Annotated in this window: 18 protein-coding genes; 9 read left to right on the top strand and 9 right to left on the bottom strand. The window is 71.1% G+C overall.

The window, feature by feature from the left end; translation table 11 throughout:
* Positions 1–66: 66 nt before the first annotated feature.
* Entirely contained in the window at positions 67–1830 is a 1764-nt protein-coding gene (aspS, locus tag ABT300_RS17615; protein ID WP_351676290.1) for an aspartate--tRNA ligase, read from the bottom strand.
* Positions 1831–2017: 187 nt separating this feature from the next.
* On the opposite strand from aspS, the gene ABT300_RS17610 reads away from it, so the two are divergent.
* Positions 2018–4171, top strand: a complete 2154-nt coding sequence (locus ABT300_RS17610; RefSeq protein WP_351676288.1) for an ATP-binding SpoIIE family protein phosphatase — start codon at positions 2018–2020, stop codon at positions 4169–4171.
* On the opposite strand, the gene ABT300_RS17605 is transcribed toward ABT300_RS17610, so the two are convergent.
* Entirely contained in the window at positions 4144–5187 is a 1044-nt protein-coding gene (locus ABT300_RS17605; RefSeq protein WP_351676286.1) for an AI-2E family transporter, read from the bottom strand. The two genes, ABT300_RS17610 and ABT300_RS17605, sit on opposite strands and share 28 nt — an antisense overlap.
* A gap of 172 nt (positions 5188–5359) precedes the next feature.
* On the opposite strand from ABT300_RS17605, the gene ABT300_RS17600 reads away from it, so the two are divergent.
* Entirely contained in the window at positions 5360–6298 is a 939-nt protein-coding gene (locus ABT300_RS17600) for a BRO-N domain-containing protein (RefSeq protein ID WP_351676284.1), read from the top strand.
* Positions 6299–6405: 107 nt separating this feature from the next.
* Here ABT300_RS17600 and ABT300_RS17595 read toward each other — a convergent pair whose 3' ends face one another.
* Together ABT300_RS17595 and ABT300_RS17590 are read right to left on the bottom strand one after the other, a co-directional pair.
* Entirely contained in the window at positions 6406–7377 is a 972-nt protein-coding gene (locus ABT300_RS17595; protein WP_351676282.1) for a pirin family protein, read from the bottom strand.
* A gap of 120 nt (positions 7378–7497) precedes the next feature.
* Positions 7498–7980: an SseB family protein gene (locus ABT300_RS17590; protein ID WP_057578035.1), complete on the bottom strand. Its 483-nt coding sequence runs from the start codon at positions 7978–7980 to the stop codon at positions 7498–7500.
* A gap of 189 nt (positions 7981–8169) precedes the next feature.
* Here ABT300_RS17590 and ABT300_RS17585 point away from each other — a divergent pair, with 189 nt between their 5' ends.
* From ABT300_RS17585 to ABT300_RS17575, 3 genes are all read left to right on the top strand, one after another.
* Entirely contained in the window at positions 8170–9996 is a 1827-nt protein-coding gene (locus ABT300_RS17585; RefSeq protein WP_351676279.1) for an acyl-CoA dehydrogenase, read from the top strand.
* 295 nt (positions 9997–10291) lie between these two features.
* Positions 10292–11614 carry a M18 family aminopeptidase gene (locus ABT300_RS17580; protein WP_351676277.1) on the top strand — a complete coding sequence of 441 codons (1323 nt, stop codon included), beginning with the start codon at positions 10292–10294 and terminating at the stop codon, positions 11612–11614.
* Between the two features lie 106 nt (positions 11615–11720).
* Positions 11721–11972 (top strand): DUF6458 family protein, encoded by a 252-nt coding sequence (locus tag ABT300_RS17575; protein WP_351676274.1) that lies wholly within the window; start codon positions 11721–11723, stop codon positions 11970–11972.
* Positions 11973–12026: 54 nt separating this feature from the next.
* On the opposite strand, the gene ABT300_RS17570 is transcribed toward ABT300_RS17575, so the two are convergent.
* Positions 12027–13868 carry an NHL domain-containing thioredoxin family protein gene (locus ABT300_RS17570; RefSeq protein ID WP_351676272.1) on the bottom strand — a complete coding sequence of 614 codons (1842 nt, stop codon included), beginning with the start codon at positions 13866–13868 and terminating at the stop codon, positions 12027–12029.
* A 138-nt stretch (positions 13869–14006) separates the two neighbouring features.
* Between ABT300_RS17570 and ABT300_RS17565 the strand changes: the two genes are divergently transcribed.
* Positions 14007–14504, top strand: coding sequence for an LURP-one-related/scramblase family protein (locus tag ABT300_RS17565; protein WP_351676270.1), 498 nt, complete (start codon positions 14007–14009; stop codon positions 14502–14504).
* A 64-nt stretch (positions 14505–14568) separates the two neighbouring features.
* Here ABT300_RS17565 and ABT300_RS17560 read toward each other — a convergent pair whose 3' ends face one another.
* On the bottom strand, positions 14569–15429 hold the full coding sequence (locus tag ABT300_RS17560; protein ID WP_351676268.1) for a carbon-nitrogen family hydrolase: 861 nt from the start codon (positions 15427–15429) through the stop codon (positions 14569–14571).
* Positions 15430–15622: 193 nt separating this feature from the next.
* Between ABT300_RS17560 and ABT300_RS17555 the strand changes: the two genes are divergently transcribed.
* Complete coding sequence (locus ABT300_RS17555; protein ID WP_351676266.1) at positions 15623–16447, top strand: maleylpyruvate isomerase family mycothiol-dependent enzyme; 825 nt, start codon at positions 15623–15625, stop codon at positions 16445–16447.
* 104 nt (positions 16448–16551) lie between these two features.
* Here the strand turns inward: ABT300_RS17555 and ABT300_RS17550 are convergent, their stop codons facing one another.
* Positions 16552–17454, bottom strand: coding sequence for a D-alanyl-D-alanine carboxypeptidase family protein (locus ABT300_RS17550; protein WP_351676264.1), 903 nt, complete (start codon positions 17452–17454; stop codon positions 16552–16554).
* Between the two features lie 302 nt (positions 17455–17756).
* Between ABT300_RS17550 and ABT300_RS17545 the strand changes: the two genes are divergently transcribed.
* Together ABT300_RS17545 and ABT300_RS17540 are read left to right on the top strand one after the other, a co-directional pair.
* Positions 17757–18440 (top strand): GntR family transcriptional regulator, encoded by a 684-nt coding sequence (locus ABT300_RS17545; RefSeq protein WP_351676262.1) that lies wholly within the window; start codon positions 17757–17759, stop codon positions 18438–18440.
* A gap of 62 nt (positions 18441–18502) precedes the next feature.
* Positions 18503–19750, top strand: coding sequence for an MFS transporter (locus ABT300_RS17540; protein ID WP_502977954.1), 1248 nt, complete (start codon positions 18503–18505; stop codon positions 19748–19750).
* A gap of 102 nt (positions 19751–19852) precedes the next feature.
* Here the strand turns inward: ABT300_RS17540 and ABT300_RS17535 are convergent, their stop codons facing one another.
* Together ABT300_RS17535 and ABT300_RS17530 are read right to left on the bottom strand one after the other, a co-directional pair.
* On the bottom strand, positions 19853–21352 hold the full coding sequence (locus ABT300_RS17535) for a dihydrolipoamide acetyltransferase family protein (RefSeq protein ID WP_351676258.1): 1500 nt from the start codon (positions 21350–21352) through the stop codon (positions 19853–19855).
* A gap of 10 nt (positions 21353–21362) precedes the next feature.
* Positions 21363–22355: an alpha-ketoacid dehydrogenase subunit beta gene (locus ABT300_RS17530; protein ID WP_351676256.1), complete on the bottom strand. Its 993-nt coding sequence runs from the start codon at positions 22353–22355 to the stop codon at positions 21363–21365.
* Position 22356: the final 1 nt, after the last annotated feature.

Below are 22356 nucleotides of genomic sequence, written 5' to 3'. Positions count from 1 at the left end.
CCGACGTCGGTTCCGGGCCACGCCCGTTGATTCGGCCTGCCCTGTCCTTCCCGGGCCGGCTGCCGCCTACTTCGGCTGCGGCTTGCGCACCGACAGGTGCAGCTCCCTCAGCCGGGCCTCCTCCAGCTCCGTCGGCGCGCCCATCATCAGGTCCTGGGCGTTGCCGTTGAGCGGGAAGGAGATGGTCTCGCGGATGTTCGGCTCGTCGGCGAGCAGCATGACGATGCGGTCGACGCCCGGGGCGATCCCGCCGTGCGGCGGCGCGCCGAAGCGGAACGCGCGCAGCATGCCGGCGAACTTGTCCTCGACGGTCTCGCGGTCGTAGCCCGCGATCTCGAACGCCTTGAGCATGATGTCGGGCTCGTGGTTGCGGATCGCGCCGGAGGACAGCTCGACGCCGTTGCAGACGATGTCGTACTGCCAGCCCAGGATGTCCAGCGGGTCCTGGGTCTCCAGGGCCTCCAGACCGCCCTGCGGCATCGAGAACGGGTTGTGCGAGAAGTCGATCTTGCCGGTCTCCTCGTCCTTCTCGTACATCGGGAAGTCGACGATCCAGCAGAAGCGGAAGACGTTCTCCTCGAAGTGCCCGGCGCGCTTGGCGGCCTCGACCCGGACCGCGCCCATGATCTTCGAGACCTCGTCGAACTCGCCGGCCCCGAAGAAGACGGCGTGACCGGCGGCCAGCGACAGGCGCTTGGTCAGCTCGGCGACGTTCTCCTCGGTGAGGAACTTCGCGATCGGGCCGGACAGCGATCCGTCCTCGGCCACCCGCACCCAGGCCAGGCCCTTCGCCCCCTGCGAGACGGCGAAGTCGCCCAGCTGGTCGAAGAACTTCCGGGGCTGCGCGGAGACGTCCGGCACCGCCAGCGCACGCACGTGCTTGCCGGCGAAGGCCTTGAACTCCGAGCCCTCGAACACGTCGGTGATGTCGACGAGCTCCAGCTGCGCGCGCAGGTCCGGCTTGTCGGAGCCGTACTTCAGCATCGACTCGCGGAACGGGATGCGCGGGAAGGGCGACGTGACGTGGCGGCCGCCGCCGAACTCCTCGAACAGCTCCGTCATGAGCTTCTCGATCGGCTGGAAGACGTCCTCCTGCTCGACGAAGCTCATCTCGACGTCGAGCTGGTAGAACTCGCCCGGCGAACGGTCCGCGCGCGCGTCCTCGTCACGGAAACAGGGCGCGATCTGGAAGTAGCGGTCGAAGCCCGAGATCATCAACAGCTGCTTGAACTGCTGCGGGGCCTGCGGCAGGGCGTAGAAACGGCCCGCGTGCAGCCGGGACGGGACGACGAAGTCGCGGGCGCCCTCGGGCGAGGTCGCGGACAGGATCGGCGTCGCCATCTCGTTGAAGCCGAGCGCCGTCATCTTGTGCCGCATCGCCGAGATGACCGACGTGCGCAGCATGATGTTGCGGTGCATGCGCTCACGGCGCAGGTCGAGGAAGCGGTACTCCAGACGCCGCTCCTCGTTGACCCCGTCCTCGGCGTTGATCGTGAAGGGCAGGGGCTGAGCGGCGCCGAGCAGCTCCACCTCGCCGACCTCGACCTCGACCTCACCGGTGGGCAGGTCCGCGTTGACGTTCTCGGCGCCCCGGGAGACGACCTTGCCGTCGATCCGGACCGTCGACTCCTTGGTCAGCTTGTCGAGCGCCTCGTAGGCGGGCGTGCCCGGACGGGCGACGAGCTGCGTGATGCCGTAGTGGTCGCGCAGATCGATGAAGAGGATGCCGCCCAGGTCGCGCCGATTGTGCAGCCAGCCGCTCAGCCGGACGTCGGTGCCGACGTCAGAGGCGCGGAGCTCGCCGCAGGTGTGGGACCTGTACCGATGCATCGTCGTTCATCCAGTCTTCGCGGATCGGGGTCTGGGATTCATGGTGTTTCACGTGAAACAACCCCCAGAGTACCGGGCACGCCACGCGGGCCTCCCCCCATTACCGGGCGCCCGAGACGGCCCGGGCGCGGCAGGAACACCCGGGGATCAGTGGCACTCTTGCTTCCCGTCTTCTTAAAGTGGGGCAATGCGCACTGGCGAGCCGCTGCCCGCCGTGGGGGAGGTACTCACCGCCCTCGCGACCGGCCTGTGGCACTGGGACACCGCCACCGGGTTGGTCACGGTCGACGCCGAGGCTGCCCGGCTGCTCGGGCTGCCCCGGGAGGAGACCGTCCTCACGGAGGCCCAGACCCGGGCCCGGCTGCACCCCGTCGACTGGAACGAGATCACCGGGGTGATCCAGCTCGCGGTCGCCGAGGGCACCCTCGCCGAGGTGCGGATCCGCATCATGGACGACCGGGGGCGGGTGGTCCGGGTAGTCCGCAGCCGTTCCAAGCCGTCCTTCGACCCGGCCAGGAAGGCGTACGAGCTGATCGGCACCCTCCAGGAGGTCACCGAGCCGACGCCGGGCACGCCGGCCGGGCGGACCGCGGTCACCGGCGACTGGCGCCGGTCACGGGAGGCGTTCCTGCTGGACGCGGGCCGGGCGCTGGCGGAGGCACGGTCCACCGAGGAGGTGCTGCGGGTCGCCGCCGGACTGTCCATGCCAGGCTTCTCCCCGGACGGCCTCGCCGTCTTCGGCGTGGAGGGCGAACGGCTGACGATCATCGGCCACCACGGACACCAGTCGGGCGACGACGACCCCTTCACCCAGATGTCCATCCATACGGACTATCCGGCCGCCGAGGTCGTGCGCACCGGGCGTGCCGTGTACCTGTCCTCCCCCGAGCAGTACAAGGAACGCTACCCGCTGACCTGGCCGCTGGCCGCGCCCTTCGGCCGTCACTCCTGGGCGTTTCTGCCGCTCACCGTGGCCGGCCGCACGATGGGCGCCTGGATGGCCGGCTTCGCCTACCCGGTGGCGTTCACCCCGGACGAGCGGTCCGTGCTCACGACGGTCGCCAGGATGCTCGCCCAGGCCCTCACCCGCGCGAGCGCGGCGGAGACCCAGCGCGAGCTGACCGACGGTCTGCAACGCTCCATGCTCCCGACGCTCGGCCCCGAGATACCGGGCATGACCCTCGCCGCGCGCTACATACCGACCGGCGGCGGCCTCCAGGTCGGCGGCGACTGGTACGACATGATCCCGCTGCCCGGCGGCGCGTCCCGGACGAACCCCGGGGCGGGCCGCTTCGCCCTGGTCATCGGGGACGTCCAGGGCCACGACGTCCGTGCGGCGGGTCTCATGGGACAGCTGCGCATCGCGCTCCGGGCCTACGCCGCCGAGGGCCACCGCCCCGACGCGGTCCTGTCCCGGGCCTCCGGATTCCTGCACGGTCTCGCCGACGCGGACGGCCGCGCCGATCTGCGCTTCGCCACCTGCCTGTACATCGAGGTCGATCCGGTGACCGGGGTGCTGGAGGCCGCCCGGGCCGGCCACCTGGACCCGGCGGTCCGGATGGCCGACGGCACGGTGCTGGTGCGCGCCACCGCGGGCGGGCTGCCGCTGGGCATCGACCCGGACGCCGACTACCCCACCACCCGGCTCGCCCTGGAACCCGGCGAGGCACTGATGCTGTGCACCGACGGCCTGCTCGAGACCGGGGGGCACGACCTCGACACCGGCTGGCGGCGGGTCCGCAAGATCCTGGAGTCGCACGAGGGCGACCTCGAGGAACTGGCCGACGCCCTGGTCCAGGCGGTGCACGGGCCCTCCTCGCACCACACCACGGGTCCGCTCGCCGACCGCCGCGAGGACGACATAGCGGTGCTGCTGCTCTGCCGCCAGGGCGCGGGCGGCTGCGGTCCGAGCGCGGCTCCGCTGCCCGCCCGGCAGCCCGTGCGCCGCTCGATGCTGACGGTCGCGCAGGCCGAACCGGAGCGCATCGCCGTGGCCCGGCAGCAACTGCGCGAGCTTCTGCACGACTGGACCTGCGACGACCAGGTCGACTCGGCCGTCCTGCTCGTCTCCGAGACCCTGACGAACGTCCTCGTGCACACCGACGCCGACGCGCTGCTGGTCGCCGAGGTCACCGGCGCCGCCGGTGAACGCCGGCTCCGCATCGAGGTCACCGACACCAGCGACGACCTCCCGCACATGCGTCGCCCCGGCGAGCTGGCCTCCTCGGGCCGCGGCCTGGTCCTCATCGAGCTGCTCGCGGACACCTGGGGAGTGGCGCCGCGAGGCGAGGGCAAGAGCATCTGGTTCGAGCTCTACGAGCCGTCGGCGACAGCGCCGTAGCGCGTCCGCAGCTCGTGCAGGACCCCGAAGCCGGCCGCGGTCACGGGCACGGCGAGCAGCATGCCGAGAATCCCGGCCACGGACGCCCCCGCCGTGATCGCGACCATGACCACCGCCGGGTGCATCTGCACGGTCCGGCTCTGGATCACCGGCTGCAGCACATGCCCCTCCAGCACCTGCACCGCGAGCACCACGCCGAGCGCCCACAGCGCGATGACGAACCCGCGGTCGGCGAGCGCGACCAGCACGGCGACCGCTCCGGAGAGGAAGGCGCCGAGATACGGGATGTACGCCCCGACGAAGACGAGGGCGCCCAGCCCCACCGCCCCGGGCACATCGAGGACGAGCAGCCCGACCGTGATGCACACGGCGTCGATGAAGGCGATGAACGTCGTCCCCCGCATGAACCCCTCGACGGCGCGGAAGGCCCTGCGGGCCATGGCCTCGAGGGTGTCGGCGCTGCCGCCCGGAGCGACGGACCGCAGGACGCCGACGGCCCGGTGCGAGTCCCGCAGGAAGAAGAAGACGAGCAGCAGCGCCAGCACGGCCATGGCGATGGTCTCGCCGACGACGCTCACCCCGCTGATGACGTTCGAGGCGGCCGTTCCCCCGAACTTGGCGAGCAGCTCCTTCGCGTTGGCGGCGAGGTCGTCGAGCGAGGTCCCGGCGGCCCCGAAGTGATCGGCGATGCTCCGCCCCGCCGACCTGAGCGCGGCGACGATCTGGTCTCCGCTGTCGATCAGCGCGGCGACGACGATGTACACGGCCCCGCCGACCACGGCGACGACGGCGACACAGGTGACCCCGGCGGACAGCGACCGCGGCACCCCGGCCGCCACCATCCGCCGGTGCAACGGCCGCAGCAGAGCGGTGCCGAGCAACGCCAGCAGCACGGGCGTGACGGCGGTGCGCAACTCCGCGCACAGCCGGATCCCCACGTACCCGACGCCCGACGCGAGCAGGATCACGCCGCACCAGGCGGCGAACCGGCGCGCGGGAAGCGGGAGCAGATGCACGGCTCCAGCGGATCACGGCCCGGTCGCCCTGTCCTGACCGGACGGCCACCCGGGTGAACGGGACATGACCCGGGCACGGAATCGAACGTCCGCTCCTAACGGGTGAACATCCTTGCCAGCGCGGCTCGTTGCCCCGGCATATGCCTACCGTCCGAGACGGAGGTGATGCTCGATGTACGAGCAGAACAACACACCGCCGCCGAACCGGCCGGCGGCACACCAGGACGCGATCGACGTCAACGACTTCGTGTTCGCGGCGACGGGGGCACGGCTGCGGCGGCTCACGTTGCCGGACGGGGAGCACTGGTTCGTGGCGGCGGACGTGGCCACGGAACTCGGGTACGTGAACACACGCCAGGCGCTCCTAGCGCATGTCTCACCAGATTGCACAAGGTCGCTGGGTGAGATTGCACAAGGCGTCTGTACAGCAGACACCTCGCGCAAACTTGCAGGTCACAGGCTGCAGAAGTCGATGAGGATGGTGAGCCTGAAAGGCCTCATCAGGCTCGTCAACGGCTGCACCAAACTCGAGTGCGTCCCGTTCAAGACCTGGGTCGACGAGGTCATCCTGACCGTCCAACAGCAGGGCTCGTACTCCCTGGAGCCCGCGCCCGTGCAACCCGCCCCCGCCGGCGGCACCGCGTACGTCATGCCGGAGCAGGTCGTCGACGCCCTCGTGCGCCTCGAAGAGCGCAACATGCAGATGGACGAGAGCCTGGCCGCCTTCGCCGGGGAGCGCAACGACCTGCTGCGGCAGATCAACCGGAGCCAGAGCCGGATGGCGGACGCGCTGGACGACATCGCCGAAGCCCTCGGCCGCCGCGCCGACCGCTCACGACCCGTCTGCGAAGCGGAGCTGACGCCCCGGGAGCTGCTCGCCCTGTGGAAGGCGAAGAACCTCGTCGTCACGGACGACGTGCACGCGGTCGCCGCCGTCCTCGCCCCGGCGCTGGTGCGCGGCGAAGCCCGCTACCGCGTCGAGGAGATCGCCACGCGTACGGGGCTGTCGCACGAGCGGATCCACGACTGCCTGCGGATGCTGCTCAAGCGGGGGTGTCTGCGGCAGACCGGCTGTTCCGCCGACGGAGCACCGGTCTACGTGCTGCCGTAGCCGCCCGGTGACATGAGACAGGCCCGAAGTCGCAAACCGATGTTGCGGCTTCGGGCCTTGTCGTACCGTACCGGATTCCCGGCGGGCAGGAAGGCTGAACGCGAGGGCTAGATGCCCTCAGCCGTCATCCCGTGCACGGCCGGGATCGTGCCCAGGCGGCCCTTCTGGAAGTCGTCGAACGCCTGCTGGAGCTCGTCCTTGGTGTTCATGACGAACGGGCCGTAGTGGGCCATGGGCTCACGGATGGGCTGTCCGCCCAGCAGCACGACCTCCAGGTCCGGCGTGTTCGCGTCCTGCTTCTCGTCCGCGCGGACCGTCAGCGAGGAGCCCGCGCCGAAGACCGCGGTCTGGCCCAGGTGGATCGGGCGGCGCTCCGCGCCGACCGCGCCCTTGCCCGCGAGGACGTACGCGAGGCCGTTGAAGTCCTCGCGCCACGGCAGGGTGACCTCCGCGCCCGGCGCCACCGTCGCGTGGATCATCGTGATCGGCGTGTGCGTGACGCCGGGACCGGCGTGCCCGTCCAGCTCGCCCGCGATGACCCGCAGCAGCGCGCCGCCGTCGGGGGTGGTGAGGAGCTGTACGTGTCCGCCCCGGATGTCCTGGTAGCGCGGCGCCATCATCTTGTCCCTGGCCGGCAGGTTCACCCACAGCTGCAGGCCGTGGAAGAGACCGCCGGACATGACCAGCGACTCCGGCGGCGCCTCGATGTGCAGCAGGCCCGAGCCTGCCGTCATCCACTGGGTGTCGCCGTTGGTGATGGTGCCGCCGCCGCCCTGGCTGTCCTGGTGGTCGAAGATCCCGTCGATGATGTAGGTGACGGTCTCGAAGCCGCGGTGCGGGTGCCAGGGGGTGCCCTTGGGCTCGCCCGGCGCGTAGTCCACCTCGCCCATCTGGTCCATCATGATGAACGGGTCGAGGTGACGGTAGTTGATCCCGGCGAACGCGCGGCGCACCGGGAAGCCCTCGCCCTCGTAACCGCTCGGCGCGGTCGTGACGGCGAGCACGGGGCGGGCCACGGCCTCGGCCGGCGCGGTGACGCGCGGCAGGGTCAGCGGGTTCTCGACGGTCACTGCGGGCATGTCCGTACCTCCTTGGGCGGCGTACGTCTCACTTTAGTTGAGCATTGAACTTTCTGCCACCCATAACGGCGGAAGCCCGGAGGGCATTCCCTCCGGGCCGCATCGCACGGGCGCTCCGTCTCAGCCGTACATCCGGCGCATCGCGAACTCGACCATCTGCTCCACGGCCTTCGCGTCGAAGACCATCCGGTGCTCGCCCTCCATGTCGAGGACGAAGCCGTAGCCGGTGGGCAGCAGGTCGATCACCTCCGCGCCGGTGATCACGAAGTACTTGGACTCCTTGCCCGCGTACCGGCGCAGCTCCTTGAGACTGGTGAACATCGGGATCACCGGCTGCTGGGTGTTGTGCAGGGCGAGGAAGCCGGGGTTGTCGCCGCGCGGGCAGTAGACCTTGGAGGTGGCGAAGACCTGCTGGAAGTCCTCGGCGGCGAGCTGGCCCGTGGTGAAGGCGCGCACCGCGTCCGCGAGGGACGGCGGCGACGGTTCCGGATAGAGGGGCGGCTGCTGGCCGTACCCGCCATGGCCGCCGGGCATCTGCTGCTGCGGCGACGCGTACTGCTGCTGCGCAGCGCCGCCGTCCATGGGCTGGCCGTATCCGTACATGGGCGCAAGCGTACCGAGGCGCGCCGACGGCGGAGCGAGGTAGACCCTTCTCACACTTGGACGACGGGGGTTGCAACTTATTACCGGCGGGTAGCATCATCGTAGGTACTTGCTACTTGTCGGTATGTGAACCAGCGCGAGGATCCAGTGCCTCGCCCATCTCTCCAACGGATTCCGGGAGCCGTCGCCATGGGGCACTACAAGTCGAATCTTCGCGACATCGAGTTCAACCTCTTCGAGGTGCTCGGGCGCGACAAGCTGTACGGCACCGGCCCGTTCGAGGAGATGGACACCGAGACCGCGAAAAGCATCCTGGAGGAGCTGACCCGCCTCTCGGAGAACGAGCTGGCGGAGTCCTTCGCGGACGCCGACCGCAACCCGCCGGTCTTCGACCCGCAGACCAACACCGCGCCGGTCCCCGCCTCGTTCAAGAAGAGCTACCAGGCCTTCATGGACTCCGAGTACTGGCGCCTCGGCCTGCCCGAGGAGATCGGCGGCACCACCGCCCCGCCGTCCCTGATCTGGGGCTTCGCGGAGCTGATCCTCGGCGCGAACCCGGCCGTGTGGATGTACTCCTCCGGTCCGGCCTTCGCCGGCATCCTCTTCGACGAGGGCAACGACGTCCAGAAGAAGATCGCGCAGATCGCCGTCGACAGGCAGTGGGGCTCCACGATGGTCCTCACCGAGCCGGACGCCGGCTCGGACGTGGGCGCGGGCCGCACCAAGGCGGTCCAGCAGGAGGACGGCTCCTGGCACATCGAGGGCGTCAAGCGCTTCATCACGTCCGGCGAGCACGACATGTCGGAGAACATCATCCACTACGTGCTGGCCCGCCCCGAGGGCGCCGGTCCCGGCACCAAGGGCCTGTCCCTGTTCATGGTCCCGAAGACGCTCTTCGACTTCGAGACCGGCGAGCTGGGCGAGCGCAACGGCGTCTACGCCACGAACGTCGAGCACAAGATGGGCCTCAAGGCCTCCAACACCTGCGAGATGACGTTCGGCGACCGCCACCCCGCCAAGGGCTGGCTGATCGGCGACAAGCACGACGGCATCCGCCAGATGTTCCGCATCATCGAGTTCGCCCGCATGATGGTCGGCACGAAGGCGATCTCCACGCTCTCCACCGGATACCTCAACGCGCTCGAGTACGCCAAGGAGCGCGTCCAGGGCCCCGACCTGGCGAACTTCATGGACAAGGCCGCGCCCAAGGTCACCATCACCCACCACCCCGACGTGCGCCGCGCGCTGATCACGCAGAAGGCGTACGCGGAGGGCATGCGCGCCCTCGTCCTCTACACGGCCTCGATCCAGGACGCGATCGCCGTCAAGGAGGCCAACGGCGAGGACGCGAAGACGGAGCACGCCCTCAACGACCTGCTCCTGCCGATCGTCAAGGGCTACGGCTCCGAGAAGGGCTACGAGCAGCTCGCCCAGTCGCTGCAGATCTTCGGCGGCTCCGGGTTCCTCCAGGAGTACCCGATCGAGCAGTACATCCGCGACGCCAAGATCGACACCCTCTACGAGGGCACCACCGCCATCCAGGGCCAGGACTACTTCTTCCGGAAGATCGTCCGCAACCAGGGCGCGGCCCTGAACTCCCTCGCCGAGGACATCAAGAAGTTCCTCGCCCTCGGCACCGGCGGCGAGGACCTGGCCGGCGCCCGCGAGCACCTGGCCAAGGCGGCCGTCGAGCTGGAGGCCATCGTCGGCCTGATGCTGACCGACCTCGCGGCCACCGAGCAGGACGTCAAGAACATCTACAAGGTGGGCCTGAACACCACCCGCCTGCTGCTCGCCTCCGGCGACGTGATCGTCGGCTACCTGCTCCTCAAGGGCGCGGCGATCGCCGCCGAGAAGCTGGAGACGGCCTCCGCCAAGGACCGGCCGTTCTACACCGGCAAGATCGCGGCGGCGAAGTTCTTCGCGGCGAACGTCCTGCCAGGCGTCACCCTGGCCCGCAAGATCGCGGCCGGCGTCGAGCTGGACCTCATGGAGCTGGACGAGGCCGCTTTCTAGGACGCCCCTCCCGGCCGACCCCGGGAACGCGTTCCGGTCACCCCGGGACGCGCTTCCCGGCCGTGGCGGAGAGACGCCTTCCGGAGCACGCTCCGGACGCCTCCGAGACCACGTCCAGAGTCCGCCGCGAGTCCCCCGCGCGTCCCTTGCGGGTCCGCCGTTCCGGGTCCCTCCGAGGACGCAATCGGACTCACCAGGACTCACCGGGACAACCGCGCAGCACTCCACACGGTCCTCACGAGGGCCCGCTCCCATCGCCGGGAGCGGGCCCTCGTACGTCGTTAAGGTGAACACCATGAGCGAACCCTCCCGCTTCGACCGCGGCCACACCGACGACCTCATGACGTATCTGACGGCGAGCCCGTCGCCGTACCACGCCGTGGCGAACGCGGCCGAGCGGCTCGAGAAGGCCGGATTCCGCCAGGTCTCGGAGACGGACGCCTGGGACGCCGAGACGGACGGCGTCTCCGCCTCGGGCAGCGGCGGCCGGTATGTGCTGCGCGGGGGCGCGATCGTGGCCTGGTACGTGCCCGAGGGCGCGGCGCCGCACACGCCGTTCCGGATCATCGGCGCGCACACCGACTCCCCGAACCTGCGCGTCAAGCCGCTGCCCGACACCGGCGCGCAGGGCTGGCGGCAGGTGGCCGTGGAGATCTACGGCGGCCCGCTGCTCAACTCCTGGCTCGACCGCGACCTGGGCCTCGCGGGCCGGCTGACCCTGCGGGACGGCACGACGCGCCTCGTCGACGTCGGCCGCCCGCTGCTGCGCGTCCCCCAACTCGCCATCCACCTCGACCGGTCGGTCAACGCCGACGGCCTCAAGCTCGACAAGCAGCGTCACCTCCAGCCCGTCTGGGGCCTCGGCGGCGACGTCCGCGACGGCGACCTGATCGCGTTCCTGGAGGAGGAGGCCGGGCTGGCCCCGGGTCAGGTCACCGGCTGGGACCTGATGGTGCACTCCGTGGAGCCGCCCGCCTACCTGGGCCGCGACCAGGAGCTGGTGGCCGGCCCGCGCATGGACAACCTGCTGTCCGTGCACGCGGGCGTCGCGGCGCTGACGGCCGTGGCGACGGGCGGCGCGGAGCCGCCGTACATCCCGGTGCTGGCCGCCTTCGACCACGAGGAGAACGGCTCGCAGTCCGACACCGGCGCGGACGGCCCGCTCCTCGGCAGCGTGCTGGAACGTTCGGTCTTCGCGCGTGGAGGCTCGTACGAGGACCGGGCGAGAGCCTTCGCGGGCACCGTCTGCCTCTCCTCCGACACCGGGCACGCCGTGCACCCCAACTACGCGGAGCGGCACGACCCGACGCACCACCCGCGGGTCAACGGCGGGCCGATCCTCAAGGTCAACGTCAACAACCGCTACGCGACGGACGGCACCGGCCGTGCGGTGTTCGCCGCGGCCTGCGAGAAGGCGGGCGTGCCGTTCCAGAACTTCGTCTCCAACAACTCCATGCCGTGCGGCACGACCATCGGCCCCATCACGGCGGCCCGGCACGGCATCCGCACCGTCGACATCGGCGTGGCCATCCTGTCGATGCACAGCGCACGGGAGTTGTGCGGCGACGCCGACCCGTATCTGCTGGCCAACGCGCTCACGGCGTTCCTGCAGGGGTGACGGCCCGGGCGGCGAACAGCCCCGCGACGCATGGCAGTCGACCGCCCGGGTACCCGGATTCCGGTGGTGACCGGAACGGCCGGTACACCGGACAGGAGGCAACACCATGGGCCTCGGCGGATGCATCATCCTCATCGCCGTGGGAGCCATCCTCACGTTCGCGACCGACTGGGACATGCAGGGCGTCAACCTCGACCTGGTCGGCGTGATCCTGATGATCGTCGGTCTGATCGGCGTGACGACCTTCAGCAGCATCGCCCGGCGCCGCCGCGTGATGGTGCCTCCCGCCTCGACCACGGTGGTCGAGACCGAGCGGCGCCCCCACGGCGACGGCTACAGCGACGGCTACGGCGTCTGACCGGGGCCGCCGTGCCCCCGGCCGGGCCGCCGCCGGTCAGGCCTGCGCCTGCGCTTACGCCTGCGGGTCCAGACCGGCGAGGACCAGCGGCAGCCGGTCCGCCGCGCCCTCGGTGAGGCGGACCGGGACACCCCAGTCCTGCTGGTGGACATGGCAGGCCGGGTACTCGTTGGCCGGGTCGTCGTCGCACGAGGCCGCCATCGCGGAGACGTGCAGGACCCCTTCGGGCACCGCGGGATCGAGCTCCAGCGCGCGGGACAGGTCCGTGCCCGCGCCCTCGCCCTTCAACAGCAGCTCGGGCGGGGTGGCGGACACCAGCAGCCGCGTCGACGGACCGTAGCGCGTGTCCAGCTTCTGACCGGCCGGCGCCTGGAAGATCACGTCCAGCCGCAGCGGGCCCGGCGCGACCTCGGTGGCCGCGCGCCGGGTGCGATGAGCCACCGCGTCCACCGTGACGGCCTCCTCGGGCAGCCGCAGCCGGGTCAGCCGGTGCCTGGCCGACTCGACGACCACGATGTCCTCGCCGACCAGGACGGCGTCGCTGGGCTCCCTCAGGTCCGTCGCCAGCGTGCTGACCTCGCCCGTCGCCGGGTCGTAGCGGCGCAGGGCGTGGTTGTAGGTGTCGCTGACGGCGACCGAGCCGTCGGGCAGGACGGTGACGCCCAGCGGGTGCTGGAGCAGCGCCTGCCCGGCCGCGCCGTCGCGGTGCCCGAAGTCGAACAGCCCGGTGCCCACGGCCGTGTGCACGACGCCCGCCCGGTCGACCCAGCGCAGCGCCGACGTCTCCGAGTCGGCGAGCCACAGCCGCTCCCCGCCGGGCGCGGCGGCGAGACCCGACGGCTGGGCGAACCAGGCCTCGGCGCCCGGTCCGTCGACGAGCCCCTCGTTGGTCGTGCCCGCCACGACGCCCACCGTGCCGTCGGCCGGGTCGTACGCCCACAGCTGGTGCACGCCGGCCATGGCGATCCACACCCGGCCGTCGAAGAGCGCCACGTCCCAGGGCGAGGAGAGGTCGACCTCCCGCGCGGGGCCCGACGTCGGCGACCCCTGCCACCACTGCCTGCCGGTCCCGGCCAGGGTCGTCACCGCCCCCGAGTCCAGATCGAGCCGGCGCAGGGCGTGGTTGACGGTGTCGGCGACGACCACGGCCCCGTCGTCGAGCAGGGCGAGGCCCTGCGGTTCGTTGAAGGCGGAGGTCTGCGCCGTGCCGTCGGCGAGGCCGCGCACGCCGGACCCGATCCGGCGCACCACCGTCTCCCCGTCCTCCGCGAGCTCCACGAGCTGGTGCCGTGTGGTGTCGCTGACCAGGATGTTCCCGCCGGGCAGCACCAGAGCCTTGCCCGGGAAGCGCAGCGCGGTCGGCTCGGGCTCCGGGGCCACGTACGGCCCGTCCCCGCGCCGCAGCGTGCCCTTCGCCGCGTGCTCGGCCTCCAGCTCCGCGACCAGCCGCTCGATGGCGTGCACATGGCCCTCGCCGGCGTGCTGCGCGACGACGTACCCCTCCGGGTCGATCACGACGAGCGTCGGCCACGCGCGGACCGCGTACTGCTTCCATGTGGCCAGCTCGGGGTCGTCGAGCACCGGATGCTCCACGCCGTACCGCTCGACGGCGTCGACGACCGCCTGGTGCTCGGCCTCGTGCACGAACTTCGGCGAGTGCACGCCGACCACGACCACCGTGTCCCGGTGCTTCTCCTCCAGCTCCCGCAACTCGTCCAGCACATGCAGGCAGTTCACACAGCAGAACGTCCAGAAATCCAGAACGACGATGCGTCCACGCAGGTCGGCGAGGGTGTACTGCTGTCCGCCCGTGTTCAGCCAGCCGCCCTTGCCGATCAGCTCGGGGGCACGGACACGGACGCGACGGGGGGCCGGGGCCGGTGAGGAGTCGGTCATGCCTCAAGGGTGCCACCGGGCGCCGACAGTCCCGCCCCCGCCCCCTTTCCGCCGGTCGCTGCCGCAGTCGGGTCATTCCGCGCGGCATTTTCCGCGCGGGCCGGGAAGGTCGCGCCCGGCCGGGGAAGCGGTGGCGGTATGAGATTTCTCGTGCGTGACCGGCTGCTCGGGCTCGGAGACGACTACTGGATCGAGGACGACCGCGGCGACAAGGTCTATCTCGTCGACGGCAAGGCGATGCGGCTGCGGGACACCTTCGAGCTGAAGGACACCCGCGGCCGCGTCCTGATCGACATCCACCGGAAGATGTTCGCCCTGCGGGACACGATGGTGATCGAGCGGGACGGCGGGCCGCTGGCCACCATCCGGCGCAAGCGGCTGTCGTTGCTGCGCAACCACTACCGGGTGGCTCTGGCGGACGGCCGCACCGAGCTCGACGTCAGCGGCAGGATCCTCGACCGGGAGTTCGCGGTCGAGTACGACGGCGAACTCCTGGCCGTCGTCTCACGCCGCTGGCTGCACGTGCGGGAGACATACGGCGTCGACGTCGTGCGCGAGGACGCCGATCCGGCGCTGCTGATCGCGGTGGCGGTGTGCGTGATCCACCTCGCGGACAAGGAGCGGCACGACGACTGAGGTCCGGCCGACGGGGCGGGTCAGCCGGCGGGTGCGCGACCAGCCGGCCGGCCGACGGGGCGGGTCAGCCGGCCGGCCGGTCGGCGGGGCGGCGGGGCGGGGTCGGCAGGCCGAGGACGCGGTCCTTGAGGGCGGGGAACAGTTCACGGGTCGTGGCGACCGCGGCCGGGTCGAACTCGACGGTCAGGACCTCCTCGCCGGGCCCCGCCTCGGCCAGCACCTCGCCCCACGGATCGACCACGATCGAGTGACCCGCCTGGGGAACTCCGGCGTGCGTCCCGGCCGTTCCGCATGCGAGGACGAACGCCTGGTTCTCGACCGCCCGCGCCCGGGCCAGCAGCGTCCAGTGCGCCCGCCGGCGCTCCGGCCAGCCCGCGGAGAGGACGAAGGTCTCGGCGCCGGCGTCCACGAGGGTGCGGAACAGCTCGGGGAAACGGAGGTCGTAACAGGTGGCGACGCCGACGGTCGTCTCGGGGAGGCGGACCGTCACCGGCTCCTCGCCCGCGCTCATCAGCACGGCCTCGCCCTTGTCGAAGCCGAAGCGGTGGATCTTGCGGTAGGCGGCGGCCAGCTCGCCGGAGGGAGAGAAGACGAGCGACGTGTTGTAGAGGGCTCCTTGCTCCCCCTCGTCCCCTTCGTCTCCGGTGACGCCGCCCGCGGCCGGCGCCCGTTCCGGGATCGAGCCCGCGTGCAGCCACACGCCCGCGTCGCTCGCCGCCTTGGCCATCGCCTCGTACGTCGGCCCCTTCAACGGCTCGGCCTCGTCGGCGAACCGCTCGTAGGCGAAGGCGCCGATCGTCCACAGCTCGGGCAGCACCACGAGGTCGGCGGCGGCCTGTTCTCTTACCAACGCGGCGGCCCGCAACCGTCGCGCTTCGACCGATTCGTCCTCATCTGCGGCGATCTGGAGGAGAGAGGCGCGCACACTACCACCGTCCTGGCATTCGAGTAGTCCACACGGGCCTACGATCGTCACACGAAAGCACTGCCGGGGTGCCTCAGAGCAGCGTAACTTAGCGTTCCGTAGAGACCCGCCGACACTGCCGACACCCGCCACCTCCCGCTGGCAACGCCGCCACAGCCCACCCGAGTACCGACCGCCGAGGGGTCCCGTTTCCGTGAGTCTGCATCCCACCCTCCAGCCCTACGCCGACGCCTGGACCCACTCCATCGAAGCGATATCCGAGCTGGTGCAGCCTCTGGTCGAGGCGGACTGGAACCGCCGGACGCCGTGCCCGGGCTGGTCGGTCCGCGACGTCGTGTCGCACGTCATCGGGTTGGACTGCGAGATGTACGGCGACCCGCGCCCCATCCACACCCTCCCGCGCGACCTGTTCCACGTCACCAACGACCTCCAGCGCTACATGGAGATGCAGGTCGACGTGCGCCGCCACCACACGGCGCCGGAGATGACGTCCGAGCTGGAGTACACGGTCATCCGCCGCAACCGGCAGCTGCGCAACGAGACGCGTCAGCCCCACACGACGGTGCGCGGTCCGCTCGGCACCGAGCTCCCGCTCGAGGAGTCGATGCGGCTCCACGCGTTCAACGTCTGGGTGCACGAGCAGGACCTGCGCACCGCCCTCGGCCGCCCCGGCAACCTCGACTCGCCCGGCGCGCACATCGCCCGTGACGCGCTGCTGGCCGAACTCCCTGCGGTCGTCGCCGAGAAGGCCGACGCCCCGCGCAGTTCCGCGGTCGTCTTCGACGTGCACGGCCCGATCGAGTTCCTGCGCACCATCCGCGTCGACATCCAGGGCCGCGGCACCCTGGAGACGGCGCCGGCGCTCGGCCCCGCCGCCTCGTTCGCCCTCGACTGGGAGACGTTCGTCCGTCTGGCCTGCGGCCGGGTGACGGCGGACGCGGTCGCCGACCGGGTGAAGGCGGAGGGCGAGCCGGAGCTGACGGCGGCGATCCTGCGGAACTTCGCGGTCACCAGGTAGCCGGCCGGCGCCGGCCGGGTGCGGGACCCGACGAGAACGGGCCCGTCGTGATCGTCACGACGGGCCCGTTCTTCGTTCTGCGTGGCTCAGCGGCTGATCCGGGATCAGCCGAGCCGGGCGAAGCCGTAGTTCAGCAGCTTGGTCGCGTCGGTGGCGCGCACCGTCACGCTGGTGGACGCCAGCACCGTGCCCACGACGGTCTTGCCGCCCCGGGTGGCGGCGAAGACGAGGCAGTACTTCGCCTCCGGGCCGGAGCCCGTCTTCACGCCGATGGCGCCGCTGTAGCTGCTCAGCAGCGTGTTGGTGTTGACCCAGGCGCCCATGGTGCGGACGGAGCCGGTCTTGGTGATCGTCTTGGCGGTGTACGACTTGGTCTTGACGATCGCGCGGAAGTTGCCGTTCCGCAGCGAGTTGCTGGCGAGCTTCGTCAGGTCCTTGGCGGTCGAGTAGTTCGCGCCGCTGCCGATGCCGTCGAACGAGTCGAAGTGCGTCCTCGTCATGCCGAGCGTCTTGGCCTTGGCGTTCATCTTGGCGATGAAGCTCTTCACGCGCGCGGCGCGCGTCGTGCCCGTGCCGAACTTGTCGGCCAGCGCGTACGCGGCGTCACAGCCGGACGGCAGCATCAGCCCGTAGAGCAGCTGACGGACGGTCACCTTGTCGCCCACGATCAGGCGGGCGGAGGACGCGGTGTTCGCGACGATGTAGTCGCTGTACGCCTTCTGGATGACGACCTTGGCGTCCAGGTTCAGGTTCGTCTGCGACAGCACGACGTTGGCCGTCATGATCTTCGTGGTGGAGCCGGTGGACAGCTTGGTGTCCATGCCCTTGTTGTAGAGCGTGGCGCCGTTCGCGTTGTTCATCACGAAGCCGGTCTTGGCGGCGATCGTGGGCGTGGCGACAGCCTGCGCGGGCGCCGCGGTGAGGGCTCCGGTCGCGAGCACTGCGCCGGCGGTGACGGCAACGGCGGCGGCCCTGCGGACTCGGATGCCCTTGATGGCGGTTATCAACTGAAATACCCCGATTACGTCGAATGCCCCTGCGGTGCGGCCAAGTTCATAGGGGGAAAGAGATGGGCCGCACATGTGTGACACGTAAGTAGCACACAAAGTTGTGCGCCCGCCGGGAAGAATTTCCGATTACTTGATCCATTCCTTACCCGGGCGCCCCGACCGGGCCCCCGACCGAACACCGCGACCGACCCCCGCCCGACCTCCCCACCGGCCCCGTGATCCGGTCTCGCAACAGGGCCCGCAGGTCCGCATCCTGGACCCGCCCCCCGTTGCGTACGTGTTGTATCTATCCTGTGGGCATGCAGTCCACCGCTCTGCCCGCCCCCCTCCCCGCCCCCGCTCCCGTCAAGCAGCCGCCCGCCGCCGACCGCGTGTACGCCCACGTCAAACAGGGTGTCCTGGACCGCCGTTACCAGGGCGGCGCCCTTCTCACCGAGGGAGAGCTCGCCGAGGCCGTGGGCGTCTCGCGCACTCCTGTGCGCGAGGCGCTGCTGCGTCTGGAGGTGGAGGGGCTGATCAAGCTCTATCCCAAGAAGGGCGCCCTGGTCCTGCCGGTCTCCGCACAGGAGATCGCGGACGTGGTGGAGACCCGGCTGCTGGTGGAGGAGCACGCGGCGCGCAAGGCGGTGCCCGCGCCGGCCGCACTGATAGAGCGCCTGGAGGAACTGCTCGAGAGGCAGCGGGAGCAGACGGCGGTGGGCGACCTGGCCGCGGCCGCCGTGACGGACCGCTGTTTCCACGCCGAGATCGTCCGCAGCGGCGGCAACGAGATCCTGTCGCGGCTGTACGACCAGCTGCGCGACCGCCAGCTGCGGATGGGCGTCGCCGTGCTGCACTCGCACCCGGACCGGCTCGCCAAGTCCCTCGCCGAGCACGAGGAGCTGCTGTGGGCGCTGCGCTCCGGCGACGCCGACGCGGCCGTCCGCATCGTGCACCGGCACATCGGCTGGTTCTCCCACCTGGCCCGCGGGGAGGTCCGATGAGCACCGCGGCCCGCGGCCCGAACTCCACTCCTGCGGGTGACCCTCCCGGTGGACGACGCGCGATGGCGGTCTGGGGGATCGGCGTCTCGGTCTACTTCGTCGCCGTCATCTTCCGCACGTCCCTCGGGGTGGCCGGCCTCGACGCCGCCGACCGCTTCCAGGTGAACGCCTCGGCCCTGTCCACCTTCTCGATCCTCCAGCTCCTGGTGTACGCGGGCATGCAGATACCGGTCGGGCTGCTCGTCGACCGGCTCGGCACCAGGAAGGTGCTGGCCATCGGCGCCGTGCTGTTCACGGCCGGCCAGCTCGGCTTCGCCTTCTCCCCGTCCTACGGCACGGCCCTCGCCTCGCGCGCGCTGCTCGGCTGCGGGGACGCCATGACGTTCATCAGCGTGCTGCGGCTGGGCAGCAGGTGGTTCCCGGTGCGCCGCGGGCCGATGGTCGCGCAGCTCGCCGGCCTGGTGGGCATGGCGGGCAACCTCGTCTCCACCCTGGTGCTGGCCCGCCTCCTGCACGGCGTCGGCTGGACGGCGGCCTTCGCGGGCAGCGCGCTGGCGGGTGGGGTGGTCCTGGTGCTCGTGCTGCTCTTCCTCAAGGACCACCCCGAGGGCCACGAGCCGGAGCCCTTCCCGCACCGGGGCGCCGCGTACGTGCGCCGGCAGATCGCCGCGTCCTGGCGCGAGCCGGGCACCCGGCTGGGCCTGTGGGTGCACTTCACCACCCAGTTCCCGGCGATGGTGTTCCTGCTGCTGTGGGGCCTGCCGTTCCTGGTCCAGGCGCAGGGTCTGTCGCGGGCGACGGCCGGCGAGCTCCTCACCCTCGTCGTCCTGTCCAACATGGTCGTCGGCCTGGTGTACGGGCAGGTCGTCGCCCGTCATCACGGGGCGCGACTGCCGCTGGCCCTGGGCACGGTGGGCGCGACGGCGCTGATGTGGGCGAGCACGCTGGCCTACCCCGGCGGCCGGGCGCCGATGTGGCTGCTCGTCGTGCTCTGCGCGGTGCTCGGCGCGTGCGGCCCCGCGTCCATGCTCGGCTTCGACTTCGCCCGCCCGGCGAACCCGCCCGAGCGGCAGGGCACCGCGTCCGGCATCACGAACATGGGCGGTTTCGTGGCCTCGATGACGACGCTCTTCGCGGTCGGCGTGCTGCTGGACGCGACGGGCGACGACTACCGCATCGCCTTCTCGTTCGTCTTCGTGCTGCAGGCCGTGGGCGTCAGCCAGATCCTGCGGCTGCGCGGGCGGGCGCAACGGCGGGAGCGGGAGCGGCTGGTGGCGAGCCGGGTGGAGACGGTGCACGTGCCGGCCTGAGGACGGCTTTCTCTGGGCGCCCTCGGGGGCCTGTCGCGCGGGGAGCCGCGCCCCGGGTGTGGTGTCCGGGGCGCGGCCGCCTGCGCCGGGGCTGTCGGCCGCTCAGCCCCAGGTGATCAGCTTCTTCGGCTGCTCCAGGATCGCCGCCAGGTCGGCCAGCACCTTGGAGCCCAGCTCGCCGTCGACCAGGCGGTGGTCGAAGCTGAGCGCCAGCGTCGTGACCTGGCGGGGCTTCACCTTGCCCTTGTGGACCCACGGCTGGAGCTTGATCGCGCCGACCGCGAGGATCGCGGACTCGCCCGGATTCAGGATCGGGGTGCCGGTGTCGACGCCGAAGACGCCGACGTTGGTGATCGTCACCGTGCCGCCCTGCATGGCGGCGGGGGAGGTCTTCCCCTCCCGCGCCGTCGACACCAGGTCGCCCAGCGACTCCGCCAGCTGCGGCAGGGTCTTGGCGTGGGCGTCCTTGATGTTGGGGACCAGCAGCCCCCGCGGCGTGGCGGCCGCGATGCCCAGGTTGACGTAGTGCTTGACCACGATCTCCTGCGCCGCCTCGTCCCACGCGGCGTTGATCTCCGGGTTGCGCCTGATCGCGACCAGCAGCGCCTTGGCGATGAGCAGGAGCGGGTTGACCCTGAGGCCGTGCAGGTCCTTGTCCTGCTTGAGCTCCTCGACGAGCTTCAGCGTGCGCGTCACGTCGATCGTCACGAACTCCGTGACGTGCGGCGCGGTGAACGCCGAGCCGACCATCGCCGCCGCCGTCGCCTTGCGGACGCCCTTGACCGGGATCCGGGTCTCCCGAGCCGCGTCGTACGAGGGCGCGGACGCCGCCGCGATCGGCGCGGTGGAGGCGGCGGTGTCGGTGACCGGGGCCTGCGTCTGCGGCAAGGCGGGGACCGTCGCCGGTGCGGCCGGGGCCGTGGGAACCGTCGGTGCTGCCGCGGCGTGGACGTCCTCGCGGGTGATGACGCCGTCCGGGCCGGACGGGACCACCGTGGCGAGGTCGACGCCGAGGTCCTTGGCGAGCTTGCGGACCGGCGGCTTGGCCAGCGGCCGCTCCTTCACGGCCGGCGCCGTGCCGTGGCCGTTCAGCTCGGCCTGGAGCGTGTCCGGGACCCGTGCGACCGTGATCTCCGGGCCCTTGCGCGGACGGCGCTTGGTGGACGACGCCGCCACGCCGTACCCGACGAGCACCGGCTGACGTCCTGCGCCGGCGGGCTTCGGCGTCGGCTGTGCCTGCGGCGGCTTCGGGGCGGCCGGCGTCTGCGCGGCGGCCTGCGCCGGCACCTCGGCGGCCTGGGCGGCGGCCGGGGCCGCGGGCGCTGCGGCGCCGCCGGACCCGCCCGCCACGTCGACCGCGATGATCGACATGCCCACGTCGACCGTGGCGCCCTCGGGGAAGCGCAGCTCACGCACCACCCCGTCGTAGGGGATGGGCAGTTCGACGGCGGCCTTGGCCGTCTCGACCTCGCACACCACCTGGCCGTCCGTCACCGTGTCGCCGGGCTGGACGTACCACTTGAGGATCTCGGCCTCGGTGAGCCCCTCGCCCACGTCGGGCATCTTGAACTCGCGTACGGACGCTTCCGTCATCGTCGTCACGACCCTCTCCTCAGTACGCCAGGGCACGGTCGACGGCGTCGAGCACCCGGTCCAGGCCAGGCAGGTACTCCTCCTCCAGGCGCGCCGGCGGGTACGGGGCGTGATAGCCGCCGACCCGCAGGATCGGGGCCTCCAGGTGGTAGAAGCAGCGCTCCGTGATCCGGGCGGCGATCTCCGCGCCCGATCCGAAGAACACCGGCGCCTCGTGAACGACGACCAGGCGGCGGGTCTTCTCCACGGACGTCTGGATCGAGTCGAAGTCCAGCGGGGAGACCGAGCGCAGGTCCAGGACCTCCAGGTTCTTGCCCTCCTCGGCGGCCGCGGCGGCGACCTCCTGGCAGAGCTTGACCATCGGGCCGTAGGCGACCAGCGTCAGGTCCGTGCCCTCGCGGACGACCTGGGCCCGGTGCAGCGGGCCGGGGATCGCCTCGGTGTTGACCTCGCCCTTGTCCCAGTAGCGCCGCTTCGGCTCGAAGAAGATCACCGGGTCGTCGCTCTGGATGGCCTGCTGCATCATCCAGTACGCGTCGGAGGCGTTGGACGGGGAGACGATCTTCAGGCCCGACACATGGGCGAAGAGCGCCTCGGGGGACTCCGAGTGGTGCTCGACCGCGCCGATGCCGCCGCCGTAGGGGATGCGGACGACGACCGGCATCTTGACCTTGCCCAGCGAGCGCGCGTGCATCTTCGCGAGCTGGGTGACGATCTGGTCGTAGGCCGGGAAGACGAAGCCGTCGAACTGGATCTCCACGACCGGGCGGTAGCCGCGCAGGGCCATGCCGATCGCGGTGCCGACGATGCCCGACTCGGCGAGCGGGGTGTCGATGACGCGGCTCTCGCCGAAGTCCTTCTGCAGGCCGTCCGTGACGCGGAAGACGCCGCCGAGCTTGCCGACGTCCTCGCCCATCACGAGGACCTTGGGGTCCGTCTCGAGGGCGCGGCGCAGCGACTCGTTGATCGCCTTGGCCAGGGCCAGGTTCTTGGTGCTCACGCTGTCCGCCATG

The organism is Streptomyces sp. NPDC001027, assembly GCF_040299045.1.
Taxonomy (GTDB): domain Bacteria; phylum Actinomycetota; class Actinomycetes; order Streptomycetales; family Streptomycetaceae; genus Streptomyces.
This window is presented reverse-complemented; position numbering and strand designations above follow the sequence as displayed.